This window comes from Bombilactobacillus sp. ESL1097 (genome assembly GCF_058107205.1).
The window spans coordinates 587,407-601,592 of sequence record NZ_JBYLUB010000001.1 but is presented as its reverse complement, the minus strand read 5'-3'; the positions used below and the strand labels follow the sequence as shown (position 1 = coordinate 601,592).

17 protein-coding genes, 1 other RNA gene and 1 pseudogene are annotated in these 14,186 nt (G+C 35.8%); 5 read left to right on the top strand and 14 right to left on the bottom strand.

Going from position 1 to position 14,186, the window contains the following annotated elements:
- The first annotated feature begins 86 nt into the window (after positions 1 to 86).
- A complete protein-coding gene (locus AC3B6D_RS02920) occupies positions 87 to 560 on the top strand; it encodes a nucleoside 2-deoxyribosyltransferase (protein ID WP_489757389.1) in 474 nt (157 codons plus the stop codon).
- A gap of 88 nt (positions 561 to 648) precedes the next feature.
- On the opposite strand, the gene AC3B6D_RS02915 is transcribed toward AC3B6D_RS02920, so the two are convergent.
- The 3 genes and pseudogenes from AC3B6D_RS02915 to AC3B6D_RS02905 all read right to left on the bottom strand — a co-directional run bounded on the left by AC3B6D_RS02915 (position 649) and on the right by AC3B6D_RS02905 (position 2,599).
- The gene (locus AC3B6D_RS02915; protein ID WP_489757388.1) at positions 649 to 837 is read right to left on the bottom strand and encodes a hypothetical protein; all 189 of its coding nucleotides are present in this window, start codon (positions 835 to 837) and stop codon (positions 649 to 651) included.
- 7 nt (positions 838 to 844) lie between these two features.
- Positions 845 to 1,174, bottom strand: a pseudogene (locus AC3B6D_RS02910) (C40 family peptidase); the annotation flags it as partial.
- Positions 1,175 to 1,651: 477 nt separating this feature from the next.
- Complete coding sequence (locus tag AC3B6D_RS02905; protein WP_489757387.1) at positions 1,652 to 2,599, bottom strand: nucleoside hydrolase; 948 nt, start codon at positions 2,597 to 2,599, stop codon at positions 1,652 to 1,654.
- 343 nt (positions 2,600 to 2,942) lie between these two features.
- Here AC3B6D_RS02905 and AC3B6D_RS02900 point away from each other — a divergent pair, with 343 nt between their 5' ends.
- Positions 2,943 to 3,863, top strand: coding sequence for a DUF5067 domain-containing protein (locus tag AC3B6D_RS02900; RefSeq protein WP_489774863.1), 921 nt, complete (start codon positions 2,943 to 2,945; stop codon positions 3,861 to 3,863).
- Here the strand turns inward: AC3B6D_RS02900 and AC3B6D_RS02895 are convergent.
- Positions 3,860 to 5,230, bottom strand: coding sequence for an IS3 family transposase (locus AC3B6D_RS02895; protein ID WP_489774862.1), 1,371 nt, complete (start codon positions 5,228 to 5,230; stop codon positions 3,860 to 3,862). The genes AC3B6D_RS02900 and AC3B6D_RS02895 overlap by 4 nt on opposite strands.
- A 5-nt stretch (positions 5,231 to 5,235) precedes the next feature.
- Between AC3B6D_RS02895 and AC3B6D_RS02890 the strand changes: the two genes are divergently transcribed.
- From AC3B6D_RS02890 to AC3B6D_RS02880, 3 genes are all read left to right on the top strand, one after another.
- A complete protein-coding gene (locus AC3B6D_RS02890; protein WP_489774861.1) occupies positions 5,236 to 5,427 on the top strand; it encodes a hypothetical protein in 192 nt (63 codons plus the stop codon).
- A 66-nt stretch (positions 5,428 to 5,493) separates the two neighbouring features.
- Positions 5,494 to 5,832 (top strand): hypothetical protein, encoded by a 339-nt coding sequence (locus tag AC3B6D_RS02885; protein WP_489774860.1) that lies wholly within the window; start codon positions 5,494 to 5,496, stop codon positions 5,830 to 5,832.
- Between the two features lie 52 nt (positions 5,833 to 5,884).
- Positions 5,885 to 6,454 (top strand): hypothetical protein, encoded by a 570-nt coding sequence (locus AC3B6D_RS02880; protein ID WP_489774859.1) that lies wholly within the window; start codon positions 5,885 to 5,887, stop codon positions 6,452 to 6,454.
- 568 nt (positions 6,455 to 7,022) lie between these two features.
- Here AC3B6D_RS02880 and ssrA read toward each other — a convergent pair.
- The 10 genes from ssrA to AC3B6D_RS02830 form a co-directional block, all read right to left on the bottom strand.
- Positions 7,023 to 7,391: a transfer-messenger RNA gene (ssrA, locus tag AC3B6D_RS02875) on the bottom strand.
- Positions 7,392 to 7,507: 116 nt separating this feature from the next.
- A complete protein-coding gene (locus AC3B6D_RS02870; protein WP_489757377.1) occupies positions 7,508 to 8,695 on the bottom strand; it encodes an acetate/propionate family kinase in 1,188 nt (395 codons plus the stop codon).
- Between the two features lie 4 nt (positions 8,696 to 8,699).
- Positions 8,700 to 9,728, bottom strand: coding sequence for a class I SAM-dependent methyltransferase (locus tag AC3B6D_RS02865; RefSeq protein WP_489774857.1), 1,029 nt, complete (start codon positions 9,726 to 9,728; stop codon positions 8,700 to 8,702).
- Between the two features lie 220 nt (positions 9,729 to 9,948).
- The gene (locus AC3B6D_RS02860) at positions 9,949 to 10,386 is read right to left on the bottom strand and encodes a hypothetical protein (protein WP_489774856.1); all 438 of its coding nucleotides are present in this window, start codon (positions 10,384 to 10,386) and stop codon (positions 9,949 to 9,951) included.
- Positions 10,346 to 10,657: a hypothetical protein gene (locus AC3B6D_RS02855; RefSeq protein ID WP_489774855.1), complete on the bottom strand. Its 312-nt coding sequence runs from the start codon at positions 10,655 to 10,657 to the stop codon at positions 10,346 to 10,348. The genes AC3B6D_RS02860 and AC3B6D_RS02855 overlap by 41 nt, the downstream gene beginning before the upstream one ends.
- Positions 10,647 to 11,114, bottom strand: coding sequence for a hypothetical protein (locus AC3B6D_RS02850; protein WP_489774854.1), 468 nt, complete (start codon positions 11,112 to 11,114; stop codon positions 10,647 to 10,649). The genes AC3B6D_RS02855 and AC3B6D_RS02850 overlap by 11 nt, the downstream gene beginning before the upstream one ends.
- A complete protein-coding gene (gene comGC, locus AC3B6D_RS02845; RefSeq protein WP_489757372.1) occupies positions 11,080 to 11,391 on the bottom strand; it encodes a competence type IV pilus major pilin ComGC in 312 nt (103 codons plus the stop codon). Before comGC ends, AC3B6D_RS02850 begins: the two co-directional genes overlap by 35 nt.
- Positions 11,392 to 11,394: 3 nt before the next feature.
- Positions 11,395 to 12,393, bottom strand: coding sequence for a type II secretion system F family protein (locus AC3B6D_RS02840; protein ID WP_489757371.1), 999 nt, complete (start codon positions 12,391 to 12,393; stop codon positions 11,395 to 11,397).
- Positions 12,362 to 13,333, bottom strand: a complete 972-nt coding sequence (gene comGA, locus AC3B6D_RS02835; RefSeq protein WP_489774853.1) for a competence type IV pilus ATPase ComGA — start codon at positions 13,331 to 13,333, stop codon at positions 12,362 to 12,364. Before comGA ends, AC3B6D_RS02840 begins: the two co-directional genes overlap by 32 nt.
- 107 nt (positions 13,334 to 13,440) lie before the next feature.
- Positions 13,441 to 14,169, bottom strand: coding sequence for a YebC/PmpR family DNA-binding transcriptional regulator (locus tag AC3B6D_RS02830; protein ID WP_489757369.1), 729 nt, complete (start codon positions 14,167 to 14,169; stop codon positions 13,441 to 13,443).
- Positions 14,170 to 14,186 lie beyond the last annotated feature (17 nt).

Below are 14,186 nucleotides of genomic sequence, written 5' to 3'. Positions count from 1 at the left end.
TCTTTTAGCACAACCTCATGGTTTTTTGACTAAAATACGCTATAATTAATTCATTATACTTAATTTATCTTGATAGGAGTTTTCTCATGACCCAAAAAAAATCACTCTACTTGGCTTGTTCTTGGTTTAGTCCGGAAGAAGAACAATATATGCAGCAAGGCCAAGCCGCTTTAGCACAAAACCCAACGGTTGATTGGGAAAATAGTTTTCGACCACTGGAACACCAATTTAATGACGTTGACGTGACCAAACAACCAGAAATGTTGGCTGATCCTTTATGGCAAATTGGCACTTTTCGTGGTGATCTCGCAGGAATTGATCGTTCTGACGTAGTCTGTGGCATGTTTTTACCAACACATGCAGACACTGGGATGGCTTTTGAATACGGTTATGCCTATGCTAATCACAAACCTATTGTCGCCGTCATTCCCGACGATAATCAAGAAGCCATCAACTTAATGCTGATTCCTAGTGCTACTTGTTATATTACGTTGAGTCAATTAGCAACCTTTGACTTTAATAACATCACTTATCAAGTTTATCCTGGAACTTGTTATTAACTTTTAAAAATTCATAACATTAAAAGAGCCCCTTGGTAATTAGATTACAACAAATCTAATAATTAAGGGACTTTTTTTACTTTGTAAATTAAGTTATGAACAAAATTCGACCACCCAGTATCAATAACAGAATGGCCAACACTAAGTTACCAATTTGTGCCACTCGCCAAATCATTTGAAATTGTTTACCTATAGGCCGCTTAGCATTTTGATAAATCCGGTAGAATTGCCAAATGCTTAAACTAATAATAAAAATTGCACTTAATATTTTTAACATCTGTGCCTCAATTACTTAATCGGCGACCAAAATCTGGTTTAAACCATTTAAATTGGCCTACCCGAACCTTTTCTCCTGGCTGAGGAGCATGAATATACTCACCATTACCGGCATAAATTCCCACATGTTCAGCACTCCCGGGTGCGCCCCAAAAGATGAGGTCACCAACCTGTAATTGATCTAATGGCACATACTGTCCCACTAAACTCTGTTCTTGCGAAGTTCGTGGCAAAGCTAGACCCAACTGGCGCCCCACATATTGAACTAATCCAGAACAATCAAATCCTGCAGGTGTAGTACCCCCATAAACATATGGCACTCCAATATAGCGATTAGCTAATTGAACAAACTCGTTATTTTGCGCCATCGGTGGCAATTGTAAATTAGGAATATCGGTAATCTCGCCCCGCATTTGCTTTTCGTGAATTTGATAATCAGTCGAATTAACATTAATTTCCGGAACTGGTAAAGTTTGCGTTTGTGCTAACGTATTTTCAACTTTAATAATTGGTGTTGTGCCTGTCTCTGCATGAACAACAGAACCACTGACACCAGCAACTCCTAAAATTGTGATTAAAACTGACTGTCTAATAAATTTTTTTAATATCATTAAATCATAAACCCCTTAATGATTTATTTAAGTTCAGTTTATAATTTAACAAGCATTGGTGCAAGCTTTTTCACAAATAATTTGCAGCTAATTTTTGATTATGTCAACGCTCACTGTATTAAAAATATCCACAGATCCTTTAACAGCAAAATAGCGTGTTCAGCGCCTACAAACGACGCAGCAACACGCTTAAATGATTGAACTTTATTTCTGAGCTGAATAATTAATTTTAGCTAATTCATCAATCTTGTCGTAGAAAGCTTCGGCATCAACATTCGTTACGAACGTTACTTCGCGACCTTGGTCCGTTTGATAAGTTCGACCTTGGGAAGCTCCAGTGGTGGAAACGTCTGACTTAACCACTTTAGAATCCGCCAATTCAGGATAATTGCTTAACAATGTGGTCAGCACATCCCATAAGTAATAGATTGAATTAGCTTCAAACGAATGCACCAAAGAATAGCCCTGACCAATTAAATCTAAAATTGGATACTGGCGCTGTTTTGCCCAACGTAACCGCAACTCTTTTGTCAAAGGAACTTGATCCGTACTATCTAAACCAACCATTGTAATTTTTAAATCAGAATCCCAGACTTTTTTGACAGCAATCGGATCCCAATAAGCATTCCATTCCATCGTATCATCAGCGCCGGGTTCAAAAACATTACCTTGACTATTCAAAGCTCCGCCCATCCAATATAACCGGTCAATCTTATTAACAATGCTGGGATCTGCATCTAATGCCCGCGCCAAATCGGATAAGGGACCAGTCATGACCAACGTAATTGGTGCACTAGCAGCTTGAATCTTGTCAATCATATCCAAATGCGCTGGCTTAGCAGCAATGGGCGTTTTGGGTGCGCCATGTTCATTTAAAATTGGAAAATCATCAAACGAAAAAGCACTCAAGCGCCACTCTTTAGGAAATTGATGAGCCGCCCGGGAGTCTGATTTAGCAACTGCTGCTGGTCGGCGTCCGGCTTGCCCAAACGTATCAATGATTTTCTGTGAAGCACTAGCAGCGGGATCCACATAACCATCGGCATCGGTGACACCAACGCCAATGACATTAACATCGGGCATTTGTAAGAGCAGTAACAATGAAACTAAATCATCAACATTACCATCGTGATTTAAATAAACATTACGCATGAATGAAAGCCTCCTAATTATTTAAGATAAGAATGACACAGGTCTCATAAAATCGTCAAGTAAAATCTTTTTGAGGTTAAACTTTAGATCATTAAGGTGCTTTAAGAAAGTTGTTTGGAATTAAATGTAAATATCATGATATATTAGTAATTAGCAAAAACATTTGTATTATTCGTGAATTAATTGAATTAAGGTAAATAAATAGAGTATTATTTGAATTTATATGTAAGCGATATTTTAGATTATATTAATGATAAGCTAAAAATCATTAGAATTAATAACTATGATAGTCCAAAACTGATTGACTTTAAAAGCTGTATTGAGGGGGGAATTTAAGTGAAGAATGGATTTCATAGGTTTAATGGCTGCTAGCATATTAGCTGGTTGTGGCAGTAATAACAGCCAACAGCAAGAAACAAAAATCAGCAAGAGTGAATTGAAAGAAATAGTTTACAAAGACACCAATTTAACTGGTGCTGTTTATGAAAAATACGCCGATATCATGCAAACAAACCAAAATTTAACTAAGCCATCCGCAGAGAAAGCAAAAAAATTCACTAGCATAACGATTAAAAAACTTAAGAATAGTGAACAAACAAAAACAGAAAAAAATGTACTTAAGTTAAATAAATATCTCCATAATTCATCTGTTGCATTTGAAGAGTCTGATTTTAAGGAAGCAAACGCTGAGATTAATGCAATGGCACCTTACTTAGGCAAATCTCGTAAAGCGCTAGGAATTAATATTAAAGATAAAAAGTTATCTCCTTATAGAAAGTCTATGGCACATTTTGATAAAGTTGCTGATGAAATTAAAAAAACTATGCCAATGATTGATAGGAAAAACATGACCGTACGAACTTCTGATGAGAAAATTCAGTTTACTAGTGCTCAAATAGTACCGGGATACGAAGACAAATCCACTATTTTAGTTTATTACAATGCCACTAATTTATCAGATGAACCTCAAGATGCTTATTCATTGATGCTTGATGCTGGCGATTGGCAACAAGATGATGGAGATTCGTATAAAGACTTGGATATGGATATATACGAACAATTAGATAAGGATAGCTCTGAATCAAAATTAAAACCGAAAACCCAAGCACAAGGTGTTGCAGTTTTAGAACTAGCAAACAACGAAAGTCCTTTATTATTTAATGCCAAAGATGAAGAAAGCGGCACCAAATTAGGCACAATTAAAATCCCTCTGAATTATAACAATGATATGAACCCAAAAAGTAAGACAGTTTTTAAATTTTAACTTAGGACTAATTTCCGATACTCAATCGGTGTTAGTCCTTTTAATTTTATCTTGATTCTCTGATGATTATAGTAATGAATATATTCCTTGATTGCTACCTCTAAGTCATCTAAGCTTTCAAATTGTTTCTCAAAGCCATAATACATTTCTCGCTTGAGTATACCAAAGAAGCCCTCCATTAAGCCATCGTCGAGTGAATTTCCTTTACGTGACATGGATTGTTTGATTCCACGTTGTTTTAACCATGATTGAAATCTTTGGTGTTGATACTGCCAGCCTTGATCAGAGTGCATAATGATACCTTTCAAGTTTGGATATTTATGCTCTGCTTTTTCCAACATAGTCATTGTTTGTTGGAGATTAGGACTACGAGAAATGGTGTAGGAAATAATTTCTTGCGTACACCCATCCATGATAGGCGATAGATATGTCTTCTGACCATGAAGATTGAACTCAGTCACGTCACAATACCACTTATGATTAGGTTTATTTGCACTAAAATTGCGTTGAATTAAATTGTCTTTGATATGACCTTGGCGTCCACGATAACTGTTGTACTTACTGTGCTTTTTACTAACTATTCCTGAAATTTTTAGTTTGTTCATTAGGCGTAAGACCTTTTTATGATTGACGATAATACCTCTGCGTCTTAACTCACAAGTAATTCTACGATAACCATAGCGATGACAGTTAGTTTCATAAATCTCTTTAATCTGGATCATTAAAGCTTGGTTTTTGGTATCTTTATCAGTTTTATTGATTGTATAGTAGTAGTTACTACGGGATAAATTGGGTAAATCAGAACATTCATTAATGATTTTAAGGACATACTCAACGCTGACGCGGAATTCTTTTCTTACCTTGATAATTGCTTGAACTAGTTCCTCTGATCGGACTGGTCGATCAGAGTATTTAACTTTTTTCTTAATTCGATCTCGACATGCATTTTCAAGTTCTGCTGCTCTAAGTCTTGGATTTTTTGTTGGAGAAGCTTGATTTGTTGAGCTTGATCGTTCATGAGTTGGTCTTCCTCTCTTATGATTAATCACATTATACCCGTCTGTTTTGTATTTGCGTATCAAAGATTGTAATATCGATCGATTTTTTAATCCTAAATCAATAGAAACCGAGTAGATGGTTTCGTGATTCAGTAATACACGATTGATTGCTTGTTCTTTAAATTCTACAGAATGGGGCATATATGGGCGATCCAGCAGTTCAATACCGTGTCGATCAAGTAAAGCCACCAAATATATAATAGTAGATCGCTCAATCAAGAACTTTTCGGACAGTTCCTTAATTCCGTATGAATAATTTTTCCATAAATTGTAAATATCAATTTTGTCTTGTTTAGATAATCTGCTCATAAAAAATGCCTCCAAAAATTAAGATTGTTGTCTTAATTTTTGGGGGCATATCAGCTTGGGTTCAAGGACAGATTGACTGGGAGAAACAGAATGGTTATTTGAATGCTGACGGTACACCAACAGATAAAGGACAGCAAGCTATTGATGAAGTGAATGCTAACGCTAGTTATGACTATGACGATACTAATGGATATTAAAGGATAACTCCCCTTTTGGGGATTACATACGTCCAAAACTAACTAATTAATTACGAGGTAAGGTTAATGCACATAGGCGAACAGACAGTTGACAAGCACGATATTTTGACACAAATGAAAGAAAAATACTCAGAACAATTACAATATATCGGAATATCTGACGATGATTTAACGCGCTTTAGCTGGTCGCAAAATAAAAAGCTTAGATTTTATATAACCAAAGTTCACGACTCATTGGACGACGTGAATAGCAACGCTTATCTTATATTTGCAATGGATAATAAAGAAGATGACTTTATTTATATAGATCTATTGAAAGAAACAAAGAATTTTGAATTTGAAAATTTAAAAACACACAAAAAAGCTTATGTATATATTAGAAAACAGCATAAAATTAAAAGTTAATTCTGAAAATATTGTATAAAACAGCATTGACCTCAGATTTAGTCTCATGAACATGAACATCTATACAATCAAAAAAAATTTTCAAGAGAATTTATTTGAGTTTTTAAAAGAATATATTAAAAGCTTTGTAACTATGGAATTTAATAATTCTAAAAAGAATCTAGAAAAAAGAAACAGTATTGAAAGCTTTCCTTTTTCAAATAAACAAATATTTGTAGATAAATATCATTTTAATGACATGCTTAAATCTATAAATGATGATCAATTTACCGATGAATTTAATCAATGTCTTTTTGCTTATGAACATGAAAAATGGTTTATTTGTGCTACAGGTATAGGCAGCTGTTTGGAGCATCTGATGTTACTTATTATTTATAATTATAAATTAGAGAGAAAATTAAACAGTAGAAATCCAACCGCATCGGATTATCTTAAAGTATTTACTCAACCAACTATTAATATTGATTCGCGTCAACAAACATTCTTCGATGCTCTTTTTCACTTAAGAAATTCTGTCGATCACCATAACTCTGGCTATACATCTAAGGGGATCTGTGATCAACTATTAAATGGAATAACTGATGTTTTTAATGAATATTACTTACCATCAGTTAAAAAATGAGATTAAACGTGATAATTGGTTAGCCATATTAACTTCTGGCGTGTCATAAACCATATTTCCATCATCATCTAAGTAATCCAAGTCTTCATCCTGCCACCCAAAAGTTAAGACTCTATCTAGTAGAATAATAGTTTTGGACTCCGTAACCGTAAATTTGTTAAATTAATGATGCAAAAAACTCAAAAATAACTCAATTTAGATATTATGCAAGTCAATTGATTAACCATTTCCTAAAACATGAGCCTATATTCGCTAAGTAAAGTTTAAAAAATTATTGCTTTGTAAAAGGTGACACAAATGAAATCTGTAACACTCACGCCAACCTGTTATATAATAAGAATCCGTGCATTACCCCTAATTCTAATAATGTTTGAGACACTCTAACACATAAATAATCATGAATATTTATAAACACGCAACTGATCATTCAAACCAAAAAATAAACAATAGCCAACTAAAGTAACTCAAAATTCAAAATAAAATTAAACCGATTGACATTTATAAATGTAACAAAAAAACACCCTCAAATATTGAATTTGAAGGTGTTTTTATAAAATTGAAAAAGTTGCAATGGAGATGAGGAGAATCGAACTCCTGTCCATACATACTGCCACATTAGTCTCTACATCCATAGCTACACTATTTAAAGTTCACCGTTAAGCGCGCCGTGTAACGAGGCTAACCTTAACGGCTAACCTACTAATCTCTTTTTAATTGCTCAGGTGGCACAATCAAACGTAGCCTAATTATTTGAGACCCAGGATCAACCCTTAGGCAAAATTGACTGGATCACACTTTAAACTGTGATTAAGCAGCTAAAGCGTAAGAATTGTTATTATTTTTTGCAGTTATAATTTAACTGTAACGTTTTTCCGTAGCCGTAACCTACGAGATGCAACCAATGCTCAACTACATATGTCGAATCCATAACATCCCCTTAATTTTAATAATCAAATTTTATCACGTTTTAGAACCAATTTCAATTTTCAAACATCAAAAAAGATGAGACCTCACTTAAGATCTCATCTTTCATCAAATTCAATATTTAAATAACTATTTAACTAACCGCGCAAACTCCCGCGCAATCATTAACTCTTCATCAGTTGGAACGACTAACGCTTTAATCTTTGAATCAGGAGCAGAAATTACTCGGGCCCCATGACCATCGTAATTGGCGTCATGATCAGCTTTGACACCCATAAAGCTAAAGGCATTCATAACTTTTTCACGAATATGGGGATTATTTTCGCCCATCCCAGCGGTAAAGACTAAGACATCAACGCCCTGCATCTCAGCAATATAACTCCCAACATATTTCACAATGCGGTTAATAAAGACATCAATCGCTAATTGGGCATCTGGGTTTGTCTTGCGCGCCGCAATCAAATCCCGCATATCGGGTGAAATTCCAGAAATACCCTTTAAACCAGATTCATTATTTAACAGGTTAATCATCTCTTGCATATCAGTAATTTGCAATTTTTCCATTAAGAACGCCACCAATGATACATCAATATCACCAGCACGCGAACTCATTGTCACTCCAGCAATTGGTGTAAAGCCCATTGATGTATCAAAGGCTTGCCCATCTTTAATGGCTGTGACTGAAACACCGCTCCCCATATGCAAAGTAATCATCTTTAATTTATCATAATCAACATTTAACAGTTTGGCTGTTTCGTGTGAGACGTAATTATGGCTAGTTCCGTGAGCACCATAACGATGAGCACCATACTTTTTATCTAATTCACGGGGAATTGAGTAAATCTTATTCATTTCAGGTAAGTTATGATAGAAAGTTGTATCAAACACTGCCACCTGGGGTACTCCTGGTAGGATTTGGTTAAAAGCTTCCACACCTTTACGTTCCGCTGGATTGTGTAATGGCGCGTATTCATCAATTGTGGCTAATTTAGCCAAGTTATCTTCTGACAAAACAACTGAATCACTGAACACCGGACCACCAGAAACCACACGGTGACCAACTCCTGAAATATCTTGGATACTATCAATTACCTTCAATGCTAACAATTGTTTGATTAGTAAATCAACTGCTGCACTGTGCGACTTAATTGGTAATTGTTGCGTATGCTTTTGACCATCATAAGTAATTTCAAATGTTGATTGATCACTACCTAACCGGTCAACCATTCCTTTCGCAACAACTTGTTCATCTGGCATATTAAACAACTTAAACTTCAAAGTTGAACTACCAGAATTAACTACTAAGACTTTACGCATAACACTACTCTCCCCACTGAAAAGTTTTCTGACTCCAAGTTTGCAATTGTTGTTTAAATTGTGTTAAATCTTGCGCATCATCTAAATTAGGAATTTGCCCCATCAAAACTTCGGGAGATTGTTGTGCCAAAGCACCGTGCCGTTGCAACACTACCAGTGATTTGGCAGCTTCTGCGCTCGCAAACAATTTCGTAGGTAAGCTTAAAACTGCTTGTAAGTATACATCTTGAACCATCCACTCTGCCAAGTGTTTGGCTTGTTCTGTTTGAAAAATTTGCGACGGCACAACAAAGATACCGATTCCACCAGGCTGCACATTTTTCATTGCCTGCTCCATCAAAAGATGATGAGCATACGAATGTCCTTTTTGGGCCTTAGTTTGAAAATTAACAACATTATCATCAACCGGATAATAACCTACCGGTAAATCCGACAAGATCAAGTCAAAATCGCTCAATAACCAATCAGCAACCGCATCTTGATGATATAAGTCAACAGAAACTTTAATTGCTTGACTAACCGCATCAGCCAGCATCAACATTTGATCATCATTGTCCAAGCCATACATTTGTAAACTCAGCTCTGTGCTGTGCTGTAATTCATGATTAGTTTGGTACAGCAAATTACCCGTGCCAATCGCTGGATCCATGGTCTGCAAAACTTTTTTCGGATACTGCTGAAACACTTCTGTAATTACTAAGGAACAAAGAGTGGCAATAATATTAGGTGTCATTAAATGATTGACATCGACTTGATCCAACCGCTGTGCCTTAATAATTGCTAAATCTAGTGCTTCCTTGACTTCCTTAGTACTAAAAGTCGTTAAATCAAAACTTTGATATTGTTGATTTAAACTCTTAGCCTGCTCTTCATTCGGAAAACCATCCTCAATAAAAGTTGCTTGACTCAAAATATTTAAAATATTTTCGGATAAGGCATCTTGATAAGTCACCCGTAAATCTTGTTTTAATTCTTGCGTCGTTTGATCCACAAATTGATAAATTTGTTGAATCCGAGCTTGAGTTTGACTCATAGTCGTCTTCCTTTCACTTCACACTTCCATAATATCTTAGCGGAAGTTACTTCAATTAGCAAAGTTTATAATTTTTTCCGTATAAAGCTGATCTAATTGACGTTGTGTGTGTAATTCCGACTGGTAAAAATTCAAATAGACTATCAAGAATAAACATTCAACATTCAATAAAAAAATTGCACTAATTGATACCATAGCCTGCTGTTTTAAATGATGTTGCTTATTGGAAGTCAACATAATATTCCCACTTTCGACGATACTGGTCAATGGCTTTTATTTGTAAAATTTGATTTTTAACTTCTAAATGCAAATTTTTTTGCTTAATTAATAATGGCATGTGACCCTGGCTCACACCGGTGAGTCGTAACATATCATGATAAATCTGTAATTGATAAATTTTGTGCGGCAATTTAGCCTGCTCATCCGTTTTTATCACTACTTTAGTAGGCGTTGCTTGTTGGATACTAGCATGCTGGCTAATTTCCTCCAGTTCCAGCATCGCTACCACCCAATCACTACTAGCCCGAAACAAACTGACTTTTTGTTCATGATAAGTTGTTAGAAAATAAGCAATGCAAGAAAAAGTCAACATTGAAATAAATAAGGAGACTAATACTTCACTGAGTAAAAAAGCGGAATGTCTTTGTTTGAGTATCATAAGTTAAACCTACATTTTGACAAGATACTTTAATTAAATCCGTTCGTTGATTAAACGTATACTGTCGATTATCAAGTGTAATTTGTTGTAAATTTGGTTGTTGTAATTTTTGATACAGCGCGATTTTCAGACCCGTCTGACGCTGTGTTTCATGCAATTTCGTTTGCGTTGGTAAAATGCACAAGGGGATAATACTAATCGCTTGCAAAACTAAGAAGAACCCCAGCATACTATCAAGTAATAAAAAAGCGGCCTGCCGTTTATGTGGCAATTAATTGCCCCCATCCCATTTGAATTTTATAAATATACTTTTTATTTTTGGTGAAAAAAACAATCGTTGCTGGTGAAACTATCGCATCACCAGCGATTTCTAACTTTAATGCTCGCCCATGATTCGTATCAAACTCAAAAGTCATACTCTGCGGAAAATCTTGAATGATTGTTTGACCATTGGGCAAACCAATGCTGCGAAAATAAATTCGATGAGCTTGATTATCTAACAAAATGGTACATGAATGCTTCGTTATAAAGACCATTTTTAAGGCAGTGTGCCAATTATATTCAAACTTAGCTAAGGCTAATTGTTCTTGTTGGTCGACTAATTGTTCATGATAGTCATTAGTCGGAATTAACAAAATAGTGCACACTAAACCTAACGTGATGACTGCTTCTAACAAGGTAAAAGCTGCTTGACTATTTCTTAGGTCCTTGAACGGTGCCATTTTCAATGGTATAGCCATCTCCCTTGGCTTTTTTAGCTTGTGCTGCTGATAAATAATGATCTTGTTCTAATTGATCCCAACTAACATTGTTACCATCGTCGTACATATCAACCTGAGTTTGTAAAGTTGATTTAAAGGCATTATCAGTTTTGGACTGCGCCGAGTGTTTTTGCGTATTAATATTTGGAATAATGATTAATAATAATAGCGAAATAATAAACAAGACGATCACCATTTCGATCAAGGTAAAGGCAGACTGCTTTTTCGTCAATTTTTTCTTCATGATCTACAATCCTTTCATCATGGCATAAATTGGTAAGAGAATGCTTAAATATGTTCCTAGGATCATGACCGCAACTATTATGAAAAAGAAGGGCTGGATTTGATTAATTAACCGTTGAATTTGTTGTTGAACTTGTTGATACTTTAATTCAGCAATAGTTTGTAATTCAATCGCTAATTGTAATGTCGCATGCCCCAGATTCACGGCAATATTAATCTCTTTCGGTAATAGCGGACTCGTTTTAACAATTTCGTTCAAAGAAAGACCGTGAATGATTTGCTGTTGAATCTGCTGGGCCAAATCATATTGAATCGATCCGGGTGTTAACTTTTGGGCTGCTTGCAAAATTTCTTGCAAGGACAAACCACTTTTTAAAAAAGTCGCTAAAGACGTCAACAAAACATACTGATAATAATTTTGATAAATACGTCCTACAATTGGCCAGTGTAATTTATGCAAAGCTTGCTTTAATTCTGGCAATCGCCGTAAATAAAACAATTCTGTTAATAAACCACCAACAATTATTAAACCTAATATTCCGAGAATTACCTTACTCCAGATAGATAAATGAATTTTAGGTAATTGTTGGGCCAATTCAACTTTTAAAAAAACTAATAATGTTGCTAAACTAATCAACAAAAATATTGGATAAGCTAATAAATTCAAAATTGTCCGAGTATTTTTTTGCCGCGTCTTTAAGGTTGCGGCATTTTCTTCTAAGCAGCGCACCAAATTACCGTGAATATCCGCAATCGTTATTTGACTAATAATTGTTTTGGATAGTCCTGTCACAATTAAAGCTTGATCTAACAGCATTCCCGCGTTTAACCGTTGCAAAACTTGGTTCAAAACCTGCTTTTGTTGCGGATAAATTATTTTTAACGATAGTAGTGCAATTTCTATCGAAAAGCCATTTTTAACTAATTTAGCTAATGTGGATAAAAATTGTGCTTGTTGGGCTACCGTCAATTTAACCGGTCTGTAATTGTTCAAAAACTTCATCACTAATCAATCCCTTTTGATAATCATGGTGTAATAATTGCTGCCAATCGTCAAAATTACTTTGCGGAATTTTAATGGCTTGCACCAAGTCATCATCTAACAAAACATCTTGATAAACTTTGACCGTTTGACTAACTAGGGGCACTAACCGCTGGTAAACCACGCAGTTTAAGACAGAATACATTTCACTTTGACTAATTCCGAGTTCCATCATCCGCCCAATGACGGCATACTTATTGCGTGCATGTACCGTTGATAAAACCAAATGTCCACTCAAAGCAGCCCTTAAAGCCATGCGTGCTGTGGTTTCATCTCTAATTTCTCCTAGTATTAAAACATCTGGTCGGTGCCGCAATGAAGTTTTGATTAAGTCCGCGTAACTCATTTGTGCTTGATTATTGACTTGAATTTGTAAAAAACTCGGTTCGATGATTTCAATTGGATCTTCAATCGTCAATACAATTTTCTGAGCGGCATATTGTTTCGTTAATTGATACATTGACGTTGTCTTCCCCGAACCTGTCGGACCACTAAATAAAATTAAGCCCCGGCGATTCATTACTTTAGCCCATTGCTTACGTAAAAGTGTTGGACTAGTATCAGACTTTAAAGGGTACAGTAAGCGAATCACTAAAGATTCCTGATTGGAAAAATTGCCGACTGTTGACAATCGTAAATTTAATTGTTGCTTTCGATAAGAGAAACTTCGCGCTCCTACTTGGGGCCGGCGGTGTTCACTGATATCCATATCCGAACTAAATTTTAAATAATTAATCACACCTTGAGCAAACGCCGCATCCAAAATTTGATAATCATGTAAACCATCGAGTTCACGCATTTTCACTGCAAACTTGGAACCATGGGGCAGGAAAAAAATATCCGAAACTTCGCGTTGACAAGCAAATTCTAACAACTGTTGGGTATAAACTTCTGGTTGCATCTTTAACCTCCTTTCAGTTTAAAAATACCCGGAAAAACAAAAAAACTTTTCTTAAAATTAAGAAAAGTTTTTTATCAGAAATTTGTAATTTTTAGTTAATTAATAATTTAATCTTCTTCAGCAGCCGCCGTAAAGACTTCTGAAACATCATCATCATCTTCTAATTGATCAATCATGTGTTCAAATTGTTCTTGCTTATCTGCGGGAACTGGTACCGTGTTCTTAGGAATCATCGTTAAAGTAGCATTAGCTAATTGGTAACCCATTTTTTCCAAAGCATCCCGGACCTGCGTAAACTCTTTGGCTTCCGTATAGATTTCAAAAGCGTCATCACTAACTTCCAAGTCGTCAGCGCCAGCTTCCATCAAATCTTCTAGCATCTTATCTTCATCAGCATCCGTTGTTGAACGATCAATGACGATGTAACCTTTACGATCAAATAAATAAGACACTGAGCCAGCAGAGCCCATACTACCACCATTGCGGGTAATGGCTACTCGCACAGAAGTGGCAGTCCGATTCTTATTATCAGTCAATGTATTAACTAAGACTGCCACACCACCCGGAGCATAGCCTTCATAAGTGATTTCTTCATAGTTAGCGCCACCAGCACCGGAAGCTTTATCGATCGCCCGTTTAATATTATCTTTCGGCATATTAGCTGCACGAGCTTTATCCATCACCAAACGTAAGGAAGCATTGTTCGCTGGGTCAGGATCACCACCCTTTGCTGCCATGTAGATTTCACGTGACAGCTTTTGAAAAATTTTACCACGCTTTGCATCTTGAGCGTTTTTCCGCCCTTGAATGTTATGCCATTTAGAATGTCCTGACATTCGCTTACTCCTTCTTT

What these genes read in the sequence shown, in the direction of transcription:
- AC3B6D_RS02920 (WP_489757389.1), top strand. Translation starts at nt 87, where the DNA reads ATGACCCAAAAAAAATCACTCTACTTGGCTTGTTCTTGGTTTAGTCCG.
- AC3B6D_RS02915 (WP_489757388.1), bottom strand. Translation starts at nt 837, where the DNA reads ATGTTAAAAATATTAAGTGCAATTTTTATTATTAGTTTAAGCATTTGG.
- AC3B6D_RS02905 (WP_489757387.1), bottom strand. Translation starts at nt 2,599, where the DNA reads ATGCGTAATGTTTATTTAAATCACGATGGTAATGTTGATGATTTAGTT.
- AC3B6D_RS02900 (WP_489774863.1), top strand. Translation starts at nt 2,943, where the DNA reads ATGGATTTCATAGGTTTAATGGCTGCTAGCATATTAGCTGGTTGTGGC.
- AC3B6D_RS02895 (WP_489774862.1), bottom strand. Translation starts at nt 5,230, where the DNA reads ATGAGCAGATTATCTAAACAAGACAAAATTGATATTTACAATTTATGG.
- AC3B6D_RS02890 (WP_489774861.1), top strand. Translation starts at nt 5,236, where the DNA reads ATGCCTCCAAAAATTAAGATTGTTGTCTTAATTTTTGGGGGCATATCA.
- AC3B6D_RS02885 (WP_489774860.1), top strand. Translation starts at nt 5,494, where the DNA reads ATGCACATAGGCGAACAGACAGTTGACAAGCACGATATTTTGACACAA.
- AC3B6D_RS02880 (WP_489774859.1), top strand. Translation starts at nt 5,885, where the DNA reads ATGAACATCTATACAATCAAAAAAAATTTTCAAGAGAATTTATTTGAG.
- AC3B6D_RS02870 (WP_489757377.1), bottom strand. Translation starts at nt 8,695, where the DNA reads ATGCGTAAAGTCTTAGTAGTTAATTCTGGTAGTTCAACTTTGAAGTTT.
- AC3B6D_RS02865 (WP_489774857.1), bottom strand. Translation starts at nt 9,728, where the DNA reads ATGAGTCAAACTCAAGCTCGGATTCAACAAATTTATCAATTTGTGGAT.
- AC3B6D_RS02860 (WP_489774856.1), bottom strand. Translation starts at nt 10,386, where the DNA reads ATGATACTCAAACAAAGACATTCCGCTTTTTTACTCAGTGAAGTATTA.
- comGC (WP_489757372.1), bottom strand. Translation starts at nt 11,391, where the DNA reads ATGAAGAAAAAATTGACGAAAAAGCAGTCTGCCTTTACCTTGATCGAA.
- AC3B6D_RS02840 (WP_489757371.1), bottom strand. Translation starts at nt 12,393, where the DNA reads ATGAAGTTTTTGAACAATTACAGACCGGTTAAATTGACGGTAGCCCAA.
- comGA (WP_489774853.1), bottom strand. Translation starts at nt 13,333, where the DNA reads ATGCAACCAGAAGTTTATACCCAACAGTTGTTAGAATTTGCTTGTCAA.
- AC3B6D_RS02830 (WP_489757369.1), bottom strand. Translation starts at nt 14,169, where the DNA reads ATGTCAGGACATTCTAAATGGCATAACATTCAAGGGCGGAAAAACGCT.